25 protein-coding genes and 2 tRNA genes are annotated in these 21,307 nt (G+C 65.9%); 8 read left to right on the top strand and 19 right to left on the bottom strand.

Features of this window, described 5'->3' with window-relative positions:
* The first annotated feature begins 36 nt into the window (after window positions 1-36).
* On the top strand, window positions 37-2,181 hold the full coding sequence (locus TEP_RS01630; protein ID WP_132826422.1) for an ATP-binding protein: 2,145 nt from the start codon (window positions 37-39) through the stop codon (window positions 2,179-2,181).
* Between the two features lies 1 nt (window position 2,182).
* Here TEP_RS01630 and bfr read toward each other — a convergent pair whose 3' ends face one another.
* The 4 genes from bfr to TEP_RS01610 form a co-directional block, all read right to left on the bottom strand.
* Entirely contained in the window at window positions 2,183-2,653 is a 471-nt protein-coding gene (bfr, locus tag TEP_RS01625; RefSeq protein ID WP_132823897.1) for a bacterioferritin, read from the bottom strand.
* Window positions 2,654-2,793: 140 nt separating this feature from the next.
* Window positions 2,794-3,003, bottom strand: coding sequence for a bacterioferritin-associated ferredoxin (locus TEP_RS01620; protein ID WP_012512307.1), 210 nt, complete (start codon window positions 3,001-3,003; stop codon window positions 2,794-2,796).
* A 135-nt stretch (window positions 3,004-3,138) separates the two neighbouring features.
* Window positions 3,139-3,351, bottom strand: coding sequence for a hypothetical protein (locus tag TEP_RS01615; protein WP_240790612.1), 213 nt, complete (start codon window positions 3,349-3,351; stop codon window positions 3,139-3,141).
* An 80-nt stretch (window positions 3,352-3,431) separates the two neighbouring features.
* Entirely contained in the window at window positions 3,432-4,055 is a 624-nt protein-coding gene (locus TEP_RS01610; protein ID WP_049466578.1) for an RNA pyrophosphohydrolase, read from the bottom strand.
* Between the two features lie 121 nt (window positions 4,056-4,176).
* Here TEP_RS01610 and TEP_RS01605 point away from each other — a divergent pair.
* Together TEP_RS01605 and TEP_RS01600 are read left to right on the top strand one after the other, a co-directional pair.
* Window positions 4,177-4,253 (top strand) — tRNA-Met (locus tag TEP_RS01605).
* A gap of 52 nt (window positions 4,254-4,305) precedes the next feature.
* Window positions 4,306-4,379 (top strand) — tRNA-Gln (locus TEP_RS01600).
* Between the two features lie 303 nt (window positions 4,380-4,682).
* Here the strand turns inward: TEP_RS01600 and rpsI are convergent.
* Together rpsI and rplM are read right to left on the bottom strand one after the other, a co-directional pair.
* Entirely contained in the window at window positions 4,683-5,075 is a 393-nt protein-coding gene (rpsI, locus tag TEP_RS01595) for a 30S ribosomal protein S9 (RefSeq protein WP_005411311.1), read from the bottom strand.
* A 2-nt stretch (window positions 5,076-5,077) separates the two neighbouring features.
* The gene (gene rplM, locus TEP_RS01590; protein ID WP_025874623.1) at window positions 5,078-5,506 is read right to left on the bottom strand and encodes a 50S ribosomal protein L13; all 429 of its coding nucleotides are present in this window, start codon (window positions 5,504-5,506) and stop codon (window positions 5,078-5,080) included.
* 196 nt (window positions 5,507-5,702) lie between these two features.
* Here rplM and coq7 point away from each other — a divergent pair, with 196 nt between their 5' ends.
* The gene (coq7, locus tag TEP_RS01585; protein ID WP_132823895.1) at window positions 5,703-6,347 is read left to right on the top strand and encodes a 2-polyprenyl-3-methyl-6-methoxy-1,4-benzoquinone monooxygenase; all 645 of its coding nucleotides are present in this window, start codon (window positions 5,703-5,705) and stop codon (window positions 6,345-6,347) included.
* Between the two features lie 132 nt (window positions 6,348-6,479).
* Here the strand turns inward: coq7 and sugE are convergent, their stop codons facing one another.
* Both sugE and speD read right to left on the bottom strand, forming a co-directional pair.
* On the bottom strand, window positions 6,480-6,800 hold the full coding sequence (gene sugE, locus TEP_RS01580; protein WP_025874621.1) for a quaternary ammonium compound efflux SMR transporter SugE: 321 nt from the start codon (window positions 6,798-6,800) through the stop codon (window positions 6,480-6,482).
* A 165-nt stretch (window positions 6,801-6,965) separates the two neighbouring features.
* Entirely contained in the window at window positions 6,966-7,760 is a 795-nt protein-coding gene (speD, locus tag TEP_RS01575) for an adenosylmethionine decarboxylase (protein WP_025874620.1), read from the bottom strand.
* 150 nt (window positions 7,761-7,910) lie between these two features.
* On the opposite strand from speD, the gene crp reads away from it, so the two are divergent.
* Window positions 7,911-8,600 carry a cAMP-activated global transcriptional regulator CRP gene (crp, locus tag TEP_RS01570; RefSeq protein ID WP_132823893.1) on the top strand — a complete coding sequence of 230 codons (690 nt, stop codon included), beginning with the start codon at window positions 7,911-7,913 and terminating at the stop codon, window positions 8,598-8,600.
* 137 nt (window positions 8,601-8,737) lie between these two features.
* Complete coding sequence (locus TEP_RS01565; protein WP_117311584.1) at window positions 8,738-9,499, top strand: sulfite exporter TauE/SafE family protein; 762 nt, start codon at window positions 8,738-8,740, stop codon at window positions 9,497-9,499.
* A gap of 76 nt (window positions 9,500-9,575) precedes the next feature.
* Here the strand turns inward: TEP_RS01565 and TEP_RS01560 are convergent, their stop codons facing one another.
* The 11 genes from TEP_RS01560 to TEP_RS01510 all read right to left on the bottom strand — a co-directional run bounded on the left by TEP_RS01560 (window position 9,576) and on the right by TEP_RS01510 (window position 18,782).
* Window positions 9,576-10,292 (bottom strand): haloacid dehalogenase-like hydrolase, encoded by a 717-nt coding sequence (locus TEP_RS01560; RefSeq protein WP_132823892.1) that lies wholly within the window; start codon window positions 10,290-10,292, stop codon window positions 9,576-9,578.
* Window positions 10,289-11,083 (bottom strand): indole-3-glycerol phosphate synthase TrpC, encoded by a 795-nt coding sequence (trpC, locus tag TEP_RS01555; RefSeq protein WP_059065380.1) that lies wholly within the window; start codon window positions 11,081-11,083, stop codon window positions 10,289-10,291. The genes TEP_RS01560 and trpC overlap by 4 nt, the downstream gene beginning before the upstream one ends.
* 74 nt (window positions 11,084-11,157) lie before the next feature.
* Window positions 11,158-12,189, bottom strand: a complete 1,032-nt coding sequence (gene trpD, locus TEP_RS01550) for an anthranilate phosphoribosyltransferase (RefSeq protein WP_025874615.1) — start codon at window positions 12,187-12,189, stop codon at window positions 11,158-11,160.
* Window positions 12,190-12,205: 16 nt separating this feature from the next.
* Window positions 12,206-12,793: an aminodeoxychorismate/anthranilate synthase component II gene (locus TEP_RS01545; protein WP_025874614.1), complete on the bottom strand. Its 588-nt coding sequence runs from the start codon at window positions 12,791-12,793 to the stop codon at window positions 12,206-12,208.
* A gap of 2 nt (window positions 12,794-12,795) precedes the next feature.
* A complete protein-coding gene (locus tag TEP_RS01540; protein ID WP_132823890.1) occupies window positions 12,796-13,572 on the bottom strand; it encodes an SIMPL domain-containing protein in 777 nt (258 codons plus the stop codon).
* 67 nt (window positions 13,573-13,639) lie between these two features.
* Window positions 13,640-15,130 carry an anthranilate synthase component I gene (gene trpE, locus TEP_RS01535; protein WP_132823888.1) on the bottom strand — a complete coding sequence of 497 codons (1,491 nt, stop codon included), beginning with the start codon at window positions 15,128-15,130 and terminating at the stop codon, window positions 13,640-13,642.
* A 293-nt stretch (window positions 15,131-15,423) separates the two neighbouring features.
* A complete protein-coding gene (yegS, locus tag TEP_RS01530) occupies window positions 15,424-16,356 on the bottom strand; it encodes a lipid kinase YegS (protein WP_132823886.1) in 933 nt (310 codons plus the stop codon).
* Window positions 16,357-16,611: 255 nt separating this feature from the next.
* A complete protein-coding gene (locus TEP_RS01525) occupies window positions 16,612-17,199 on the bottom strand; it encodes a hypothetical protein (RefSeq protein WP_132823884.1) in 588 nt (195 codons plus the stop codon).
* A 26-nt stretch (window positions 17,200-17,225) separates the two neighbouring features.
* Window positions 17,226-17,705, bottom strand: a complete 480-nt coding sequence (locus tag TEP_RS01520; protein ID WP_132826420.1) for a GNAT family N-acetyltransferase — start codon at window positions 17,703-17,705, stop codon at window positions 17,226-17,228.
* Window positions 17,706-17,717: 12 nt separating this feature from the next.
* A complete protein-coding gene (gene rpe, locus TEP_RS01515; RefSeq protein WP_132823882.1) occupies window positions 17,718-18,395 on the bottom strand; it encodes a ribulose-phosphate 3-epimerase in 678 nt (225 codons plus the stop codon).
* Window positions 18,396-18,452: 57 nt separating this feature from the next.
* Window positions 18,453-18,782: a DnaJ domain-containing protein gene (locus TEP_RS01510; RefSeq protein ID WP_132823880.1), complete on the bottom strand. Its 330-nt coding sequence runs from the start codon at window positions 18,780-18,782 to the stop codon at window positions 18,453-18,455.
* Between the two features lie 144 nt (window positions 18,783-18,926).
* Here TEP_RS01510 and TEP_RS01505 point away from each other — a divergent pair, with 144 nt between their 5' ends.
* Together TEP_RS01505 and TEP_RS01500 are read left to right on the top strand one after the other, a co-directional pair.
* Window positions 18,927-19,853 carry a phosphoribosylaminoimidazolesuccinocarboxamide synthase gene (locus tag TEP_RS01505; protein ID WP_165933882.1) on the top strand — a complete coding sequence of 309 codons (927 nt, stop codon included), beginning with the start codon at window positions 18,927-18,929 and terminating at the stop codon, window positions 19,851-19,853.
* 702 nt (window positions 19,854-20,555) lie between these two features.
* On the top strand, window positions 20,556-21,041 hold the full coding sequence (locus TEP_RS01500) for an Mpo1-like protein (protein WP_132823876.1): 486 nt from the start codon (window positions 20,556-20,558) through the stop codon (window positions 21,039-21,041).
* Window positions 21,042-21,307: the final 266 nt, after the last annotated feature.

The raw sequence follows: 21,307 nt of genomic DNA, 5'->3' as shown, positions 1-21,307 counted from the left end.
GCGGTTCTGGCGCTGGCCATCGTCGCCCTGCTGGTAATGGGCCTGCGATTGCGTTCGCGCAATCGCGCGCTGGCGGCATTGCAGCGCGAACGCATCACCCTGACCAGTGAACGCGACCAGCTGCGGCGCACCACCGAGCGCCAGGGCCAGCTGGAACATCAGCTGCTGCAGGCCAAGCAGGCTGCAGAAGCAGCGGTGCTGGCCAAGGGCGAGTTCCTGGCCACCATGAGCCATGAAATCCGTACGCCGCTCAACGGCATCCTGCCCATGCTGGAGCTGATTGCCCGCGGCCCGCTCGGCGAGGACCAGCGGCAGATGCTGGCCACCGCCTCGGCCAGCTCGCAGCAGCTGCTGCGCATCGTCGATGACATCCTCGATTACTCGCGCCTGGAAGCCCAGGCGCTGGAGCTGGAGATCACCAGCTTCAACCTGCGCGAACTGCTCGACGGCGTGGTGCAGCTGCTGCAACGTGCCGCCGAAGCCAAGGGCCTGACGCTGAGCCTGCAACTGGATCCGGCCGTGCGCCTGCCGGTACGCGGCGACCCGGTGCGCCTGCGCCAGGTCCTGGGCAACCTGCTGGCCAATGCCATCAAGTTCACCGCACGCGGCCAGGTGCAGTTGCGGGTGCAGCGGCTGGGCGAAGGCCCCGCCCAGCACCAGCTGCGTTTCGAAGTGATCGACACCGGCATCGGTATCGATGAGGCCCAGCAGGCACGGCTGTTCCAGTCCTTCAGCCAGGCCGACGCGTCCACCACCCGCATCTACGGTGGCACAGGCCTGGGCCTGGCCATCTGCAAGCGCATCACCGACCTGATGCATGGCGACATCGGCGTGCACTCCACCCCAGGCCAGGGCGCAACCTTCTGGTTTGAAATACCGCTGCTGAAGGTTCCCGGCGACCTGCCGGCGCTGGCCCGCTCGCCGGCAGCGCTGCTGCTGTACACCGCCGATGCACAGCTGCAGCCCCGCGTCGAACGCATCGCCGCGCACCACGGCCTGCAGGTGCAGCCGCTGGCCAGCATTGATGAGGCCATGGAACGCCTGCGCGCCGCACCACGCCCGGGCCAGAGCACACCGGCATGGTTGCTGGTCGACGCGCGCCACCGCCGCAATGGTGAGGTGGCCCTGCAGCGCGCCTTGGCCGAGCGCGGTGCCGACGACGCACTGCAGGTGCTGTGGCTGCAGGACGATCCGGTTGCAGCACGGCCGCGCCAGCAGCAGCTGCACAGCACATTCAACGATGCCGACCTGCACGCCCTGCTGGCCCAGCCAACAGCCACCGCGCGCCCCGCAGCGCTGCTGGCCAACGCCGAAGACGCCAGGCCGGCCGCCGCGCTGCCACCGCTGGATCTGCATGTGCTGCTGGTCGAAGACAACACGGTCAACCGGATGGTGGCCGAGCACCTGCTGCGGGTCTTCCAGTGCCGGGTGCGCAATGCCGCCGACGGCGAGCAGGCCCTCGCACTGCTGCGCGAAGGTGGAATCGACGTGGTGCTGATGGATTGCCAGATGCCGGTGCTCGACGGCTACAGCGCGACACAGCGCTGGCGCAGGGAGGAAGCCGAAGCGGGGCGCACGCGGTTGCCGATCATCGCGATGACCGCCAACGCCATGGCCGGTGATCGCGAACGCTGCCTGCAGGCGGGCATGGACGACTATCTTTCCAAGCCGATCACGCGTGAAGCGCTGCATGCGCTGCTGCAGCGCTGGGGCCGTGTTTCCGTGGATCGCAGACATGCACTGCTGCCGGAACCTGTGCAACCTGCCGCAGCCCCGAGCGTGCCCGACGGCGAAAGCCTGGACGATGAACGAACGCGCGCGACCCCGATTCCACAGCCGGTGCTTGATCGCAGCGTGCTGGATGAACTGCAGGCGGTGATCGGCGATGCCGCCGCGCAGATCGTAACGGTGTTCCTGGAAGACGCACCGCAGCTGGTGCAGCAGCTGCAGCAGGCGGCGCAGGGCAACGACACCGAACGCCTGCAGGCGCTGTCGCACAGCCTGAAATCCTCCAGCGCCAACGTCGGCGCGCTGTCGCTGTCAGCGGTGGCGCGGCGGATCGAACACGAAGCCCGCAGTGGCAGCCTGCAGCGCCCTGCCGTGGCAGTGGCACTGCTGGTGGCGGAGTTCGCCCGCGCGCGCGTGGCGCTGACCGGCTACCTCGCCGGCCAAGCGTGCTGAATCAGTCTTCGAGCTTGCTCAGCAGGTACTTCGGCTCACCGATGCGCTCGATCAGCTCCAGCTGGGTTTCCAGCCAGTCGATGTGCTCTTCCTCGGAATCGAGGATCTTCACGAACAGCTGGCGGCTGACGTAGTCGCCGACCGAATCGGCATGGGCCACGGCCTCGCGCAGGGTGACCACGCCATCGCGTTCCAGCGACAGATCGCACTGCAGGATCTCGGTCGGGTTCTCACCGATGCGCAGCTTGCCCAGCGCCTGGAAGTTCGGCAGGCCTTCAAGGAACAGGATGCGATCGGCAAGCATGTCGGCATGCTTCATTTCCTCGATCGATTCCTTGTACTCATGCTCGGCCAGTTCCTTGATGCCCCAGTTCTTGAGCATCTTGGCGTGCAGGAAGTACTGGTTGATCGCGGTCAGCTCGTTGTAGAGGACCTTGTTGAGGAATTCGATGACCTTGGTGTCGCCCTTCATGGGGATGCTCCTGCACGCTGAAAACGCGGGCACTGTAGCGCCTTGCGCCTGCGAGTGAAGGAACGCGAATCGTGTGCATTGGCCACTGCGGCCAGCAATGAAGACCAGGAGCGCGCGGCGTCAACGCGCCGCGAAACGACTCAGGCGACCTGTGCCAGGCCCAATACCGGCAACGGCAGATCGTGGGTGGCATGCGCCTTGGCCAGCAGCTCGCCGGCCATGTCCAGGCAGGAACCGCAGGTGGCGCCGCATCCGGTGCGCATGGTCAGCTCGGCCACCGACGTGACGCCATGGCTGGCGGCTTCGCGGATCTGGTGGTCGGTAACACCGTTGCAGATGCAGACGTACACGGGCGGGAACCAAGGCAACAGGCCAGTAGCGGCCTGGGGACTATTCCAATGGAAACGAGAATGGTTGTCAATCAGAGACCTGAACCATTCTCGATAAGGTTCAGTATCCAGCCCGTCCGGCCCGCCGCAAGGCGGCTACAGACACAACAGCGCCAGCACCGGCGTGCCGAAGAAGACGATCAGCCAGCAGCGTCCGCCACCTGCTGCCCTCAGCCGAATCAGGTAGTCCGCCAGGAACAGGGCGCCGGCACAGGTGGCCAAGGCCGGGACCACGCCCAGCGCAAGCGGCATCCATGCGATGTCGGCAAGGACCACCCCGCACAACAGCAGCCAGCGCAGGCTTGCCAAGCGGACAGCCAGTTGCTGCCGGAAATAACCGGCAGGTGGGCGTTGTGACAGCTCGCTCCGCGCTTTGCGCAGCTTCCCCGTCAAACGGCCCCCGGCTCACCCTTCGCTTTGCGCGGCCAGTATCCGCCGCGCTTGGGGGTGCGCTTGCGTGGCCTGTCGTGGCCAGCGGCATGGCCCGGCATCCAGGCCTCGGCAGCGCTCTTGGGCATGGCGCTGATGCCCTGCCCGGCCACTCCCTGGGCCAACGGCGCCAGATGGCGCAGGGCGCGCGCGTAGACGCCACGCTTGAACACCACCACATGCTCCACCGGGTACCAGAAGTCGACCCAGCGCCAATGATCGAACTCGGGCGAGTCGGTATGGTCCAGGCTGACGTGGGCCTCATCACCGGTCAGGCGCAGCAGGAACCAGACCTGCTTCTGGCCGATGCACACCTGGCGTTCATTGCGGCGGATGGCACGCGCCGGCAGCTTGTAACGCAGCCAGCCCGGTGTCGCCCCAAGCACTTCAACGTGCTCCGGCAACAGCCCGGTCTCTTCCTGCAGTTCACGATACATGGCCTCGACAGGCGTCTCGTCGGTGTTCATGCCACCCTGCGGGAACTGCCAGCCATCCCGGCGCACACGTCGTGCCCAGAACACCTGCCCGTCCTGCCGCATCAGCACGATGCCGACGTTCGGTCGATAGCCGTCCGGATCGATCACGATGCGGACTCCTAAGAAAATCTACTGGTTGGGACTATCCCACGCCGTCTGTCGGGCCACAAGCACGATACAAAGGTGTTGACAGCCCTTGTACACATCAGCAGAATAGCGGGCTCACCAAGGCTATGTAGCTCAGCCGGTTAGAGCACAGCACTCATAATGCTGGGGTCGGTGGTTCGAGTCCACCCATAGCCACCACGTTGAAGTTGTTTTTCAACGTGAAAAGTGAGAAAATAGTTACACGTTACATTGCCCCTTAGCCAAGCGGTAAGGCACCTGACTCTGACTCAGGCATCGGTGGTTCGAATCCATCAGGGGCAGCCAAACAAAAAAGAAAAAAGCCTGATCGAAAGATCAGGCTTTTTTCTTTTTTGTTTGGTCACGCATCCCACCTTATCCCCGCGCCTGTCGGCGCGCCCCCTTTGAACAACAAGGGGGCTCTTCTCCAGAGAGGGATCCGGGGTCGGATCCTTTTCCAAAGGAAAAGGCCCTGACCCCACCCCATCGCCAGCCACTGGCCGGCAACCCTGAAATGCGCAGCCCCAGAACGACAAAAGCCCGGCCGAAGCCGGGCTTTTGCTTTTCCAACCAGCGGGCTCCCGCAGGAGCCCGACCAGGCGCGGTAAATCAGCGCTTGGAGAACTGGGTGGCGCGGCGGGCCTTGTGCAGACCGACCTTCTTACGTTCGACTTCGCGGGCGTCGCGGGTCATGAAGCCAGCCTTGCGCAGCTCGGACTTCAGGGTTTCGTCGTACTCGACCAGAGCGCGGGCGATGCCCAGACGGATCGCACCGGCCTGGCCGGTGGTGCCGCCGCCAGCGGCGGTGACCAGGATGTCGAAGCTCTCGGTGTTCTTGGTCAGCTCGAGCGGCTGGCGCACGATCATGCGAGCGGTCTCACGGCCGAAGAACTCGTCCAGCGGACGGCCATTGACGGTGATGTTGCCCGAACCCTTGCGCAGGAACACGCGAGCAGTGGAGGACTTGCGGCGGCCAGTGCCGTAGTTTTGAGTGATAGCCATGATTAGATATCCAGAACCTGCGGCTGCTGTGCGGCGTGCGGATGCTCAGTGCCGGCGTAGACCTTGAGCTTGCGGTACATCTGGCGACCCAGCGTGCCCTTCGGCAGCATGCCCTTGACGGCGGTCTCGATCACGCGCTCCGGGTGGCGCTCAAGCGCCTGGGCGAGGGATTCGGTCTTCAGGTTGCCGATGTAACCGGTGAAACGGTGATACATCTTGTCCTGCAGCTTCTTGCCGGTGACGACAATCTTTTCTGCATTGATGACGACCAGGTAGTCGCCGGTATCAACGTGCGGGGTGTAGACCGGCTTGTGCTTGCCACGCAGACGGCGGGCCAGCTCGGTGCAGAGACGGCCCAGGGTCTTGCCCTCGGCGTCGACGAGGTACCAGTCGCGCTGGACGGTCTCGTTCTTGGCAGTGAAAGTGCTCATGAAGAACTCTTGGTTAGGTCGGGCTCATTGCGGCGAAGGACTCGCCGGAACTCTGCCACGCGTTGTGAAAGGTAGAGCGTAAGGGGCGGCATTGTACGCAGCTTGGCTGGCGGGTGCAACCGGGCTGCTGCCCCGGGTTGGCAGGGGACCGGGGCCGGGCGAGAATCGGGCCTCCCCCGCTCCACGCCGTGCCGCCATGACCGTGCTTCGCCAGACCACCCCGCTGGACCACCTGCTGACCGAGGCGCAGCGCGCCCTGGACACGGTGTTCGGCAACCCGCCGGCCAGCCGCCCCTATCCGGCCACGGACACCGGCGAGCCCGGCATGGACCGCGCCCAGCGGCGCCACGCGGCCGGGCTGATGCGCATCAACCATGTCGGTGAGGTCTGCGCCCAGGGCCTGTACTTCGGCCAGGCCGCGGTGGCACGCGACCCGGCGACCCGCGAACATCTGCTGGAAGCAGCCCAGGAAGAGACCGACCACCTGGCCTGGTGCGCCACGCGCCTGGGCGAGCTGGACAGCCGCCCGAGCCTGTTCAATCCGCTGTGGTACGCCGGCAGCTACACCATCGGCACCCTGGCCGGGCTGCGCGGCGACGGCTGGAACCTGGGCTTCGTGGTCGAGACCGAGCGCCAGGTGGAAGCCCATCTGGACGAACACCTGGTCGACCTGCCGGCCGGCGACCTGCGCAGCCGCGCGGTCATCCGGGTGATGAAAGAAGACGAGGCCCGGCATGCCGAACATGCCGAGCAGGCCGGCGCGCGCCGCCTGCCGTTCCCGATTCCGGGCGCAATGGCGCTGGCCTCCAAGGTAATGAAGACCATTGCCTACCGGCTGTGAGGCCACCTGACGGTAGTGCCGGCCGCTGGCCGGCAGCCCCGCATGGGTCACCGCAGGTCATGAGGTTGCCGGCGCCCCGCATGGGTCACCGCAGGTCATGAGGTTGCCGGCCAGCGGCCGGCACTACCGGGATTAATTGGGTGATACCAGCTTCAGGCCGATCACACCGGCCACAATCAGGCCCACACAGGCCAGGCGTGCCGGCGAGGCGCTGTCGTTGAACAGGTAGATGCCCAGCACCGTCACGCCCATGGCGCCGATGCCGGTCCAGATCGCATAGGCCGTGCCGACCGGAATGTTCTTCATCGCCTGGCTCATCAAGTACAGGCTGATCAGCGCCGACACCACCGTCAGGGCGGTCGGCACGGGTTTGCTGAAACCTTCGGAGTACTTCATTCCAAGGGCGAATCCGATCTCGAACAGACCGGCCAGCAGCAGATAGATCCAGGGCATGGGTGGGGGCTCCTTACCTTTTTGGGAAAAACGAAACGGCCCGGTGTTTTCACACCGGGCCGTAAGTCGGTACATCGCCGTGGAACTGAATATTGCGCAGGGCGCCTGTTCCACGGGGCAGGACGTCCCGCCTGGGTGGCGATGCCTGACGGCATCGCACTTGGGTCACTCGGCCAGATTCCGCCCGTGGAACAGCTCTTCGATCTCACGACGCAGCAGCGCCTCGATCTTCATGCGTTCCTTGAAGGAAATGTTCTTGGCCTTCTCTTCGAACAGGTACTGGTCCAGGTCGAAGTCCTTCAGGTGCATCTTCGTGTGGAAGATGTTTTCCTGGTAGACGTTGACGTCGAACATCTCGTAACGCGACTTGATGTTCTTGGCCAGGAAGTTCTGGATCGAGTTGATCTTGTGATCGATGTAGTGCTTCTTGCCCTTCACGTCACGGGTGAAGCCACGGACGCGGTAGTCCATGATCACGATGTCCGATTCCAGGCTCTCGATCAGGTAGTTCAGCGCCTTCAACGGCGAAATGACGCCGCAGGTAGCCACGTCGATGTCGGCGCGGAAGGTGGCAATGCCTTCCTGCGGGTGCGTTTCCGGATAGGTGTGCACGGTGATGTGCGACTTGTCCATGTGCGCGACCACGGCATCGGAGATCAGCTCCTTGCCGGCCTGCTTCTTGTCGATCACCGGTTCTTCGGAGATCAGGATCGTCACCGAGGCACCCTGCGGATCGTAATCCTGGCGGGCCACGTTGAGGATGTTGGCGCCGATGATCTCAGCGACATCGGTCAAGATTTGAGTCAGCCTGTCGGCGTTGTACTCTTCATCGATGTATTCAATGTAACGCTGACGCTCCTCTTCGGTGCGCGCGTAACACACGTCATAGATGTTGAAGCTCAGCGCCTTGGTGAGGTTGTTGAAACCCTGCAACCTCAGGCGAGGCAACGGCTTGACCACGGCGGTCGATTCCTGTGTAAGAAGGGAAAGGGGGAATTATGCGGCATAAGTGTCTCCAGGGGGAACGTGAAGACGCTCAGGTTCTGGCACACTGTTTGCCCTTAACAATTGCGCTGGTTAAGCTCCGCTATCGACCCCGTGAATCCGTTCATGCGCAGAGGGAGCGCCCCTATCGTGTCAACCGTGCGCCTAGCTAGCAGCCCATTGGCCTTGGACATCGCAACAATCGACCGCTTCCTGGCACACAGCCACAGGCGGCGCTATCCCACCCGCACCGACGTCTTCCGACCCGGTGACCCGGCGGGAACCTTGTATTACGTCATCAGCGGCTCGGTTTCGATCATGGCCGAGGAGGACGAGGACCGTGAGCTGGTGCTGGGCTATTTCGGCGCCGGTGAGTTCGTCGGCGAGATGGGCCTGTTCGTGGAGTCGGACCGCCGCGAGGTGATCCTGCGCACCCGCACCGCCTGTGAGCTGGCCGAAATCAGTTACGAGCGCCTGCATCAGCTGTTCCTCGGCCCGCTGTCGGCCGATGCCCCGCGCCTGCTGTACGCGCTGGGTCAGCAGATCTCCAAGCGCCTGCTGGACACCAGCCGCAAGGCCAGCCGCCTGGCGTTCCTGGATGTCACCGACCGTATCGTGCGCACCCTGCACGATCTGGCGCAGGAGCCGGAGTCGATGAGCCATCCGCAGGGCAGCCAGCTGCGCGTCTCGCGCCAGGAACTGGCCCGCCTGGTCGGCTGCTCGCGCGAAATGGCCGGCCGGGTGCTGAAGAAGCTGCAGACCGACGGCCTGCTGCACGCCCGCGGCAAGACCGTGGTGCTGTACGGCACCCGTTGACCACCCGGTGTCCGCCGGGCATGGCCCGGCGCTGCCACAACACCTGCGCCGGTAGCGCCGGGCCATGCCCGGCGGATCGCCATACGTGCGACGTACCATCGCATGTCCCGCACACCCGCTTCCGCTAGGCTCGATCCATGGAACTGAGCAGCGAATTCTGGTGGTTCATCCTCATCGGCCTTGGCGCACAGCTGGTCGATGGTGCGCTGGGCATGGCATTCGGGCTGGTTTCTTCATCGGTGCTGCTCAGCATGGGGCTGCCTCCCGCACAGGTCAGCGCCAGCGTCCATACCGCTGAAGTGTTCACCACCGGCGCATCCGGTGTGTCGCATCTGGTAGCAGGCAATGTCGACAAACGCCTGTTCTTCCGCCTCGCGCTGCCCGGCGCCCTGGGTGGTGCACTCGGTGCGTACGTCCTGACACAGGTCCCTGGCGACCTGATCCGCCCGCTGATCTACCTGTACCTGCTGGTGCTGGCCATCATCATCCTGGCCCGCGCGGCCGGCCGCTGGATGCCCAAGGGCGAGATCCGCCGGGTGCCGGTGCTGGGATTCTTCGCTGGCCTGCTCGACGCCAGCGGCGGCGGCGGCTGGGGCCCGGTGGCCACCTCCACCCTGCTCGCCCGCGGTGGCCAGGCCAGGACCACCATCGGCACCGTCAACGCGGCCGAGTTCGTGGTCACCCTGACCATTTCGGCCACGTTCCTGCTGTCGATGGGGGTGCAGCACCTGCAGATCGTCGCCGGGCTGCTGATCGGCGGCATGATGGCCGCGCCGGTGGCGGCGGTGCTGGTGAAGCGGGTGAAGGAACGCTGGGTGCTGGTCGCAGTGGGCGTGCTGGTGCTGGGCATCAGCCTGTTCCAGGTGGGCCATGCACTGTTCGGGTACCTGCACCGCTGAGCGCTCGCCGGGCATGGCCGGCGCTACCCTGCCAACCATCCGGTAGCGCCGGGCCATGCCCGGCGGACCTCATGCATCAGATCTTGTCGCCACCGCGGTCCACGCAGCCCCAGTTGAGGATGCGAGTGCCGGCCGGCAGCATGCGGCGGAAGAATTCCACCTTGGCCGGCTTCGGGTTGACCACCACCGGCGCTTTCGCCGCCAGCAGCAGCGGTAGGTCGGCGGTGCTGTCGGAATAGGCGATGTCGATGTCGCCGTAGCCGCGCTCGCGCAGCATGCGCATCTTCTCTTCGTTGTGGCAGTGTCGGGTCGGCCCTACCCCGCCCAGACGCGGCCCCACTTCGGTGCCGATCACCGGCACGTCCTGGTGAGCGACAAAGGCCAGGATCGCGCGGGCCAGCTCCGGCGGCGCACCGGTGGCCACCACCACGCGGTCGCCCTTGGCACGATGCGCGGCGAACACCTCCAGCGCCTGTGGCAACAGCTTGGCGCGCATCTGCGCCTCGTTGCGCAGCACGTAGGCGTCGATCACCTTGTTGAACTCACGCGCGCGGTGCAGCCCGAAACTGCCGATCCAGACATAGACCGAGATACCGGCACGGCGGGTCGGCAGCATCGCCACCATCGGCCCGGCGATCGGGGTGACCAGCAGCGCCGCCAGCATCCGCAGCGGGTTGCGCTTGATCAGCGAAGCGAACAGGTGGGTGCCCGAATCGCCGTCATACAGGGTGTGGTCGAAGTCGAAGACCACCAGCGGCGCATCCTCGCGCGGCGTTGGATAGTGCGTTTTCATGCTGCGAAGAATAGCTGACGCAGACCCTCGCCCGGCTCTTCCACGCGCATGAAGGCCTCGCCGACCAGGAACGAGTGGATGCCGGCATCGCGCATCAATGCCACGTCCTGCGGCCCGAGAATGCCACTCTCGGTAACCAGCAGGCGGTCGCGCGGCACGGCCAGGCGCATGTCCAGCGTGGTCTGCAGCGACACCTCGAAGGTGCGCAGGTTGCGGTTGTTGATGCCGATCATCGGCGCCGGCACCTGCAGCGCACGCTCCAGTTCGTCGATGTCGTGCACTTCCACCAGCACGTCCATGCCCAGCGACATCGCCAGTTCGGACAGCGTGGCCAGCTGCGTATCGTCCAGCGCGGCGACGATCAACAGGATGCAGTCGGCGCCAAGCACGCGCGCCTCGACCACCTGGTAGGCGTCGATCACGAAGTCCTTGCGCAGCACCGGCAGCGTGCAGGCGTCGCGGGCCTGCTGCAGGTAGACGTCGGCCCCCTGGAAGAAATCCACGTCGGTCAGCACCGACAGGCAACTGGCGCCGCCGAACTCATAGCTGACCGCGATGTCGGCCGGGCGGAAGTCGGGGCGGATCACGCCCTTGGACGGGCTGGCCTTCTTCACTTCGGCAATCACCGCCGGATCGCCATTGGCGACGGCGGCCTGCAGCGCGCGCACGAAACCGCGCACCGGCGGCGCATCGGCCAGCGCGGCCTGCAGCTCCTCAAGCGGCCGCTGGGCGCGGCGCTGGGCTACTTCTTCGGCCTTGCGGGCCAGGATCGTCTGCAGGATATCGCTCATCGTCGTCGGGTCGGTGCTGGGGCGGTGAGGACGACCATTATCGGCCATCGGGTGGGTCAGGCTGAACCGCGCGCTCAGGCAACCAGCGCGCGGGTGGTATCGACGTACTGCTGCAGGCGGGCACGGGCGCTGCCGTCGGCGATGACCGCGCGGGCACGGGCCAGGCCGTCGCCGATATCGCTGGCTACGCCGGCCACGTACAACGCTGCGCCCGCATTCAGGGCGACGATGTCCAGCGCCGGACCCGGCTCGTTGTCGAGCACCGCGCGCAGCATGGCAATGGATTGCTCCGGGCCGTCCACGCGCAGGTTGCGGCTGGCCGACATGGCGATGCCGAAGTCTTCCGGATGGATCTCGTACTCGCGTACCTTGCCGTCGCGCAGCTCACCCACCAGGGTGCCGGCGCCCAGCGAGATCTCGTCCATGTTGTCGCGGCCCCAGACCACCATGGCACGTTCTGTACCCAGTTCGCGCAGCACGCGCGCCTGGATGCCCACCAGGTCGGGATGGAACACGCCCATCAGCACCGACGGTGCGCTGGCCGGGTTGGTCAGCGGCCCGAGGATGTTGAAAATGGTGCGCACCCCCATCTCGCGACGGACCGGCGCCACCACCTTCATCGACGGATGGTGGATCGGCGCGAACATGAAACCGATGCCGGTCTGTTCGATGGCTGCGGCCACCTGCGCCGGCTGCAGTTCGATCGCCGCCCCCAATGCCTCGACTGCGTCGGCGCTGCCGGATTTGGACGACACGCTGCGGTTGCCATGCTTGGCCACGCGCGCGCCGGCCGCAGCGGCAACGAACATCGCGCAGGTGGAGATGTTGAAGGTATGCGAGCCATCGCCACCGGTGCCGACGATGTCGACCAGGTGGGTGGTATCGGCAACCGGCACCGCCAGCGCGAATTCGCGCATCACCGTTGCCGCGGCGGCGATCTCGTCGATGGTTTCCTTCTTCACGCGCAGGCCGGTGAGGATGGCGGCGGTCATCATCGGCGAGACATCGCCACGCATGATCTGCCGCATCAGGTCGACCATTTCGTCGAAGAAGATCTCGCGGTGTTCGATGGTGCGTTGCAGGGCTTCCTGGGGGGAGAAGCTCATCGGAATACTCCTTGGATCAGGCAGCCGGGCGCTGCAGGAAATTGCGCAGCAGCGCGTGACCATGCTCGGTGAGGATCGATTCGGGATGGAACTGCACGCCCTCCACCGGGAACTGGCGGTGGCGCAGGCCCATGATCTCTTCGATCGAGCCATCCTCGTTTTCGGTCCACGCGGTCACTTCCAGCGCGTCGGGCAGGCTGTTCTTGTCCACCACCAGCGAGTGGTAGCGGGTGGCCTGGTAACCGTCCGGCAGGCCGGCGAACACGCCCTTGCCCTCATGGCGGATCGGCGAGGTCTTGCCGTGCATGATGTTTCCGGCGCGGATGACCGTGCCGCCGTAGACCTGGCCGATGCCCTGGTGGCCCAGGCACACGCCGAGGATCGGCGTAGTCGGGCCCAGGCGCCGGATCAGCTCCAGCGACACGCCCGCTTCGTTGGGCGTGCACGGGCCGGGCGAAATGACGATGCGTTCGGGCTTCTGCGCGGCGATCTCGTCCACGCTCATCGCATCGTTGCGCACCACCTTCACTTCGGCACCCAGCGTCTGCAGGTACTGCACGAGGTTGTAGGTGAAGCTGTCGTAGTTGTCGATCATCCACAACATGGTCAGGTTCCGTCGCTTATCAGGAAAATGGCGTACACGTTTTCGGTGTAGGTGATGGGGCCGGCTTCGATGGATTCGCGCGCGCGCGAGCCGGTTGTCTCGATGCTGGTCTGTGCCGGAGCCGGCGGGCTGGGAGGTGTGACCATGTCACCGCTGCGGGGCCAGTTGCCTGCCTGCACGCCGTAGGCGAAGTTCGGGGCCACGTCGGAGATGCTGTAGAGGCCGGTGATGCGCGCGCCATAGGCCGTGGCAAGGAGCTTGGCGGAGGCGCGTGTCTGCGTTGCCGCTTCGGCCTTGAGTTCGCCACGCAGTGCGGCTTCCTTCGAGTAGCCAGGCCGCATGCTGCTGATCTGCAGGTCATCGCTGGCATCGACCGCGCGCAGGAAGGCCTGCAGGTCGCCGGTGGTGCCGAAGCTGCCTTTCAGGCGCCGGCTCACCCGTGTCCCCAAGTATTCCTGCTTGCCCTGCACGCTGTAGCGGTAGTCCGGCTGGATGGTCAGGTTGTCCGCCACCACGCTTGCCGGAAGTGCATGGTTGCGCTTGAACGCACCCAGCACCGCATCGACATTGCCCTGCACGCGCGAGCGCGCCGTATCCGGCTGAAGATCGGTGGACTTGACCAGCAGTTCGAAGGTGAACCGGTCCGGCATCACCGTTCGCGCGCCCTCGCCCTTCACCAGCAGGTGCGGCTGCGAGGGAATGGTGTTGGCCTGCGCCCAGGCAGACGGGGCCATCGTGGCCAGCAGCGACAACCACAGCAATGCGCTCAGCAGCTTCATCCGGTACTCCTTGTCTTGAATGGAAACAGCGAGGGGTGCTGCGGCGCAGGCCACAGCACGGGGAAACTCACAGGCCCTTGGCGGCCTGGGCGACGGCACGGAACAGCGCGCGGCCCTTGTTCATCGTCTCGTCCCACTCCTTGTCGGGGTCCGAGTCGTAGACGATGCCGGCGCCGGCCTGCACGTACAGGCGGCCGTCCTTGATCACGGCGGTGCGGATCGCGATCGCGGTATCGGCATCGCCGTGCCAGCCGATGTAGCCGATGCTGCCGGCGTAGACATTGCGCTTGATCGGTTCCAGCTCGCGGATCACTTCCAGCGCGCGGATCTTCGGCGCACCGCTGACCGTACCGGCCGGGAAGGTGGCGCGCAGCACGTCGGCGTAACTCAGGCCCGGCTGCAGCTGCCCGGTCACTTCGCTGACGATGTGCATGACGTGGCTGTAGCGTTCGATCACGAACTGCTCGCCCACTTCCACGGTACCGGCTTTGGACACGCGGCCGGCGTCGTTGCGGCCCAGGTCGATCAGCATCAGGTGCTCGGCGCGCTCCTTCGGATCGGCCAGCAGTTCTGCCTCCAGCGCCTGATCCAGCTCGGGCGTGGCACCACGCGGGCGGGTGCCGGCGATCGGGCGCACGGTCACTTCACCCACGCCGTCATGGGTATGTTGCAGGCGTACCAGAATTTCCGGTGAGGAACCGACCACCTGCAGGTCGCCGACATCGAGGAAATACATGTACGGCGACGGGTTCAGTGCCCGCAGCGCACGGTACACATCCACCGGGCGTGCCTTGAACGGCACGCTCAGGCGCTGGCTGAGCACCACCTGGAAGATGTCGCCGGCACGGATGTACTCCTTGCTGCGCTGGACCGCATCGACGAAGCCTTCGCGGGTGAAGCCGGAAACGAAATCGGACTCGTCCAGCACGTCGCTGGTCAGCGGTGCGGGATAGCCCGCGCCCGGCGCACGCAGCTTGGCGGTCAGCGCATCCAGGCGGGTCTGGGCCTGATCGAAGGCACCTTCGACACGCGGATCAGCATGCACGATCAGGTACAAGCGACCCTTCAGGTTGTCGAACACCGCCAGCTCATCGGAGTGCAGCAGCAGGATGTCCGGCGTACCCAACTCGTCGCGGCCGGCCGGCGATGCCAGGCGCGGCTCAATGTAGCCGATGCACTCGAACCCGAACCAGCCGACCAGGCCACCGGTGAAGCCCGGCAGGCCTTCCAGCTTCGGCACCGAGTGGGCACTGCGCAGCGCCTCGACCTCGGCAAACGGATCGGCCACCTTGCGGGTTTCCACCACCTGGCCGTCCTCGCGCACCGTCAGGGTGTGGCCGTGGAAGGCGTACACGCGGCGCGCCGGCAGGCCGATGATCGAGTAACGACCAAAGCGCTCGCCGCCTTCGACGGATTCAAACAGGTAGGTATTGGGGCCGTCGGCGAGCTTCAGATAGACCGAAAGCGGCGTGTCCAGGTCGGACAGCACTTCGCGGACAACGGGGATATGGGTGTGGCCTTCAGCGGCCTGCTGCTGAAACTGAGCGTGCGAGATCAAGACGACTTTCCTTCCGGGACACAGCGTTATGGGGACGGACGACGGCAACAGGCCACCATCGCCACCAACGGCGTGCGGAAGAAAGGGTATGCGGGGTCGTCAGGCTGGACACCCAATGACTGTATCGCAGCTTTGGCCGCAGGGAAACCCTTTGGCGACGGGCGGTTTGTCTTCGCCCAGGCCCATCCGCCGCGGCTGACCTTGGGTTCCCTGTACCTGCTGCGGGGCCCGCGATCTCCCCGCTCCGGCTTGCGACCGGCGTCGATCGCGTCCCTCGGCCGGTCCTCGCGCGCTCAGCGTTCCGACAGCAGCACGCAGTCATCCGGCAGATGCATCCGCACCCTGCCCGCCACGCAGTCGATGCGGAAGCGGCGTGCCTGCACCGGTTCGCCGTCCAGGTTCAACGTCAGCGACTGCGGAGCGTCGATCTGCAACCACGGCAGCTGCGCGCGCCTGGCGACACGCTCCAGCGCCGCCTCCTTGCCGCCGGTCAGCATCTGTCCAAGGGTGGCTGCGACTTCACCCTCCAGTTCCGGCACCACGGTGACATCCAGCAGGCCGTCATCGATCAGTGCCTGCGGGCACAGCTGCTGGCCACCACCCGCTTGGCGGCCGTTACCGATACCCAGCGCGATGAACCCACCTTCCCACTGGAAATCCGGCCCGCTCAGGCGCGCGGTGATCGGTTCGATACGACCGAGCTTGGCGATGCCGGTAATGACATACGCCAAACCGCCAAGCATCTTCTTCAAGCCGGCATCGGTTTCCACCGTGACCTGGGTACCGAAGCCACCGCTGGCGAGGTTGGCGCACCACCAGGGCTTGCCGTCGGCATCGACGCGCAGCAGATCCATCGGGCGTGGGTGGCCGCTGGCAACCAGTGCGAAGGCCTCCTGCGGCTCCACCGGAATGCCCGCGGCGGCGGCGAAATCGTTGGCGGTGCCCATCGGCACCAACGCCAGCGAAGGCAGCGCCTCAGCCGGCTCGTCGCGATGCGCCAGCGTCTCGGCGACCGCGCTGAGCGTGCCGTCGCCACCGGCGGCCACGATCACGTCCACGCCGTGGTCGATGGCCTCGGCGACGTAGCGCTCGGCATCACCGTCTTCCCAGGTCACACGCACTTCCAGCTGCACGCCGCGTTCGCGCCAATGGCCCACGGCCTCGCGCAGGTCATCGTTGCCTGCGGACTTGCCGTTGAGGATCAGGCGCCAGCGCGGTGTGCTCATGCGGTGCTTCCAGGGAAGGGCGGCACAGGCTAGCAACCGCGCGTTCGTGGCCAGTGAAAGGCCGAGGCAACCGTTCAGGTCATGACGCTGGGCTCGCCCGCGCGGCATGTCATGCAGGTGTCATCGGCCACCCGGAGAATGGAAGGCCATAGCAGGGACGACGGATGGAGGCAGGATCAGCCTCCCACGCATGCAGCAAGGCCACGCCAGCGTTTGGCGTGGCTTTTTTTTTGCTGCGCGGCGCTGCATATCGGCTTACAGGTAAGCCTCGATGGGACCGTGCAGGAGGCAGCTGTCGAAGGCATCGATGCTGCACAACATCGCTTCATCAATTGCGAACTCCTGCAACAGAAGGTCGAGCGCCGCAATTCCGGTCACGAACCTGCGTTCCACCCGCGTCTGCGCGTCCTGCATGGCGTAGTCGTAGTCGAAGCCATAGGCGGTCTCGGTGAAGCGTGCGGCGTGGGTGATCAAGCGCAGCTCGTAGGTGTCTTGTTCGCCAGGAATGACATGGGCGAAACAGCGCAACCCGGTGTCCGCCAAAGCCAGCTCCGCTGCCAGCGCCCATCCCTTTTCAAGCGCCGCCAATGGCCGCGGCGGCGGCGATGGGTGGCGGCGTCGCCAAAGCATCATGGCGCGTTCCACGTCATGGCCAGCGGCCTGCAACTCGATGGCGGCCTCGGCGGCCCCCAACCCTGTGCGGTTCCCGTAATCGGCCACGAGCTGATCAACCACCAAGGCGTGCGCCTGTGACAGGTCACCGCCGGAAGCCTCCAGCGCCTGCCTGCAGACAGCAATCGAGGCCGGCAGCCGCTGGCGGAGTGCGGCAATGGCGTATTTCATCGGCACACCAGTCACCAGGACTCGGCCTACCCGGCGAATGCCTTCAGCGCCTCACCTTCCAACCGGTACACCGTCCACTCGTCCTGCGGTCTGGCGCCAGCTGCGGTGTAGAACTCGATGGCCGGCGTGTTCCAGTCCAGCACCGACCACTCGAAGCGACCACACCCTTCAGCTACCGCCTGGCGGGCGATGTACTTCAGCAGCGCCTTGCCCGCGCCGGAGCCACGTTTTTCCGGGCTCACGTACAGATCTTCCAGGTAGATGCCCTTGCGTCCCAGCCAGGTGGAATAGTTGTAGAAATACACCGCGTAGCCGATGGCTTCGCTGTTCGCCTCGCAGACCAGCGCGCGGGCGGTGGCGTCGGCGCCGAACAGGCTTTCGGCGATGCCGATCTCGTCGGTCTGCACCGAATGCTCAGCCTTCTCGTAGATCGCCAGTTCGCGGATGAACCGAAGGATCAGGCCGGCGTCGGCGACGGTGGCCGGGCGGATGTTCAACACGGCCACTGTGCTCATGGCTCAGCCCCGTGCTGCAGCGACGTTGGCGCGCATCTGCGCGATCACGTCCTGGTAGCTGGACTTGGCGTTGAAGATGGCCGAGCCGGCAACGAACGTGTCGGCGCCAGCAGCGGCGATCTCGCCGATGTTGTCGGCCTTCACGCCACCGTCGATCTCCAGGCGGATGTCACGGCCGCTGGCATCGATCTTCTGGCGCACCGCGCGCAGCTTGTCCAAGGCCGACGGAATGAAGGCCTGGCCGCCGAAGCCCGGGTTGACCGACATCAGCAGCACCAGGTCGAGGTCGTCCAGCACCCAGTCGAGGATGTCCACCGGAGTGGCCGGGTTGAGCACGATGCCCGGCTTGCAGCCCAGCGAGCGGATCAGCTGGATGGTGCGGTGCACGTGGCGGCTGGCCTCCGGGTGGAAGCTGATGTAGGTGGCACCGGCCTCGGCGAAGTCCGGGATGATGCGGTCCACCGGCTCGACCATCAGGTGCACGTCGATCGGCGCGGTGACGCCGTGCTTGCGCAGGGCCTGGCAGACCATCGGGCCGATGGTCAGGTTGGGCACGTAGTGGTTGTCCATCACATCGAAATGGACCCAATCGGCGCCTGCGGCCAGGACGTTGTCGACTTCCTCGCCCAGGCGGGCGAAGTTGGCCGAGAGGATGGAAGGAGCGATGAGGCAGTTGGACATGGCCGGGGCCTTCGGAACGGGGAAAGGGGTCTCCCGCCCGCAGGCGGGGCAATGGGGTCAGCGCTTGCGCAGGGCCTTGATGCGGTCGTAGGCGGCGTTGAGGCGCCGCGACTTCTGCTCGGCCTGCTGCTGCAGCTCGGGGGCGGCGCCGCCCAGCTTGTCGGGGTGGTACTGGGAGATCAGCTTGCGGTAGGCGCGCTCGACCTCGGCATCGGTGGCCTCGGAGGTCAGCCCCAGCTCGCGGTACGGGTTCTCCTTGTTCAGGCGGAACCAGTCGCTGTCGAAGGCATGCCCCAGCAACAGGCCGACCACCGCGCCGAACAGCGGATTGGGCCGGAACAGCAGGGCCCCGGCGATGAATCCGAGCAGTTTTCCGTACCAGCGCATGGCGCTCCGGGGTCGGCCGACGAAATGGACGCTCATTTTACGTCACAGCGGGCCCGGACCGCTTTACACTAGGCCGCCCGCTGACCAGTTGCGGGCCCGCCGGGTCCCCTGGGCAGCCGTCTCGACGAAGCCCCAGGAGTGCCCGTGCCAACCACGCTGTTGCAATCCGATCTCCCCGGCCTGCCCTTGCGCCACCGCGGCAAGGTGCGTGATGTGTTCGATATCCCGCGCGAGCGACTGCCGGCCGGTACCCCACCGGGGGACTACCTCTTGATGGTCGCCACCGATCGCCTGTCGGCGTTCGACGTGGTCCTGCCCGACCCGATCCCGGGCAAGGGCGAGATGCTCTGCCAAGTGTCCAACTTCTGGTTCGCCAAGACCGCGCACCTGATGCCCAACCACCTGACCGGCATCGATGTGGCCAGCGTGCTGCCCGAGGGCGTGGACGCGGCCCTGTACGCCAAGCGCGCGGTGGTCACCCGCAAGCTGAAGCCGGTACCGGTGGAAGCCATCGCCCGTGGCTACCTGATCGGCAGCGGCTGGAAGGACTACCAGCGCACCGGCAAGGTCAGCGGCATCGAGCTGCCCGACGGCCTGTGCCAGGCCGAGCAGCTGCCCGAACCGATCTTCACCCCCTCGACCAAGGCCGCCGTTGGTGACCATGACGAGAACATCGACTTCGACGCGATGGTGAAGACGGTCGGTGCGGAGATGGCCGAGCGGGTGCGCGACGCGACGCTGCGCATCTACAAGTTCGCGGCCGATTACGCACGCGAGCGCGGCATCATCCTGGCCGACACCAAGTTCGAGTTCGGTACCGACGCCGACGGTCGCCTGTACATCATGGACGAGATGCTGACGCCGGATTCCTCGCGCTACTGGCCTGCCGACGAGTACGAAGTGGGCACCAGCCCGCCGAGCTACGACAAGCAGTTCGTGCGTGACTACCTGGAGACGCTGGACTGGGGCAAGACCGCCCCGGGCCCGAGCATCCCGGCGGAGATCATCGAGCGCACCCGCGCCAAGTACGCCGAGGCGCTGCAGCGCCTGGCCGGGATCAGCGTCGACTGATTCCCCTGCGCCCCCGGCCCGCGTGGCGGGGGCGTTCTGAGTGCGGTAGTGCCGGCCGCTGCCGGCAACCCCGGCGAAACTGCAGCCAGGCATGGCCTGGCTCTACTGCCGGTCGGTAGTGCCGGCCGCTGGCCGGCAACCTCGGCGAAACTGCAGCCAGGCATGGCCTGGCTCTACTGCCGGTTGGTAGTGCCGGCCGCTGGCCGGCAACCTCGGCGAACCTGCAGCCAGGCATGGCCTGGCTCTGCTGGCGGTTGGTAGTGCCGGCCGCTGACCGGCAACCCCGGCGAACCTGCAGCCGGGCATGGCCTGGCTCTNCTGCCGGTTGGTAGTGCCGGCCGCTGGCCGGCAACCCCGCGAACCTGCAGCCAGGCACGGCCTGGCTCTACTGCCGGTTGGTAGTGCCGGCCGCTGACCGGCAACCCCGGCGAACCTGCAGCCGGGCATGGCCTGGCTCTACTGCCGGTTGGTAGTGCCGGCCGCTGGCCGGCAACCCCGGCGAACCTGCAGCCAGGCATGGCCTGGCTCTACTGACGGTTGGTAGTGCCGGCCGCTGGCCGGCAACCTCGGCGAAACTGCAGCCAGGCATGGCCTGGCTCTACTGGCGGTTGGTAGTGCCGGCCGCTGGCCGGCAACCCCGCGAAACTGAAGCCAGGCATGGCCTGGCTCTACTGCCGGCCCCGGCCGGGGTATGCTGGCCACATGCAGACCAGCACCCAGCTTGCGCGTCCGATCGACCGCTATTTCGCCAGCTACTCCGACGACCACCGCAATGTGGTCAACCAGCGCATCCACGTGGTGGCGGTGCCGTCGATCCTGTGGTCGGTGGTGGCCCTGCTGTGGTGCGTGCCGCCGCTGATCACCTGGTTCCAGTACGGCATCTGGTCGGCGTTGGCGATGTTCAGCGCCTGGTGCTTCTACAACAAGCTGTCGCGTCCGCTGGGCATCGGCATGCTCATCCAGTTCTTCGTGTTCGGCTGCCTGTGCCGGCTGCTGGAAGCGGAAATCGGCCTGCACAACCTGCGCTCGCTGGCCATCGGCGTATTCGTCGTCGCCTGGATCGCGCAGTTCATCGGCCACAAGTTCGAAGGCCGCAAGCCCAGCTTCCTGACCGACCTGACCTACCTGCTGATCGGCCCGGCGTGGGTGATGGCCAAGGCCTATCGCAAGCTCGACTGGCGCTACTGACCAGCGTCGCCGCGTCGACGCCTTCGTTTCCTGAACGGGCAGATCCCATCACCGACACTGCACGGCGCGCCTGCCAGCCTGCCGCGGTGACCTCCTCACCTTGCCCCGCCCAGCGGCGGCGGTCCCTGTGCGACAGGGGCTGCGCTGTCCCTGCGTGGGCGTAGGGTGGACCTGCCCACCGGGTCCTGATGGGTCATCCGCGCGGCATGCTGCATCGCAGAAAAAATGAATCAGCGCACGTTACATGCAATTGATCGCTGTTCAAT

The organism is Stenotrophomonas sp. TEPEL (assembly GCF_004348785.1).
In the GTDB taxonomy this organism is placed as follows: Bacteria; Pseudomonadota; Gammaproteobacteria; order Xanthomonadales; family Xanthomonadaceae; genus Stenotrophomonas; species Stenotrophomonas indicatrix.
The sequence above is the reverse complement of the archived record's forward strand: the minus strand, read 5'-3'. Positions and strand labels throughout refer to the sequence as shown.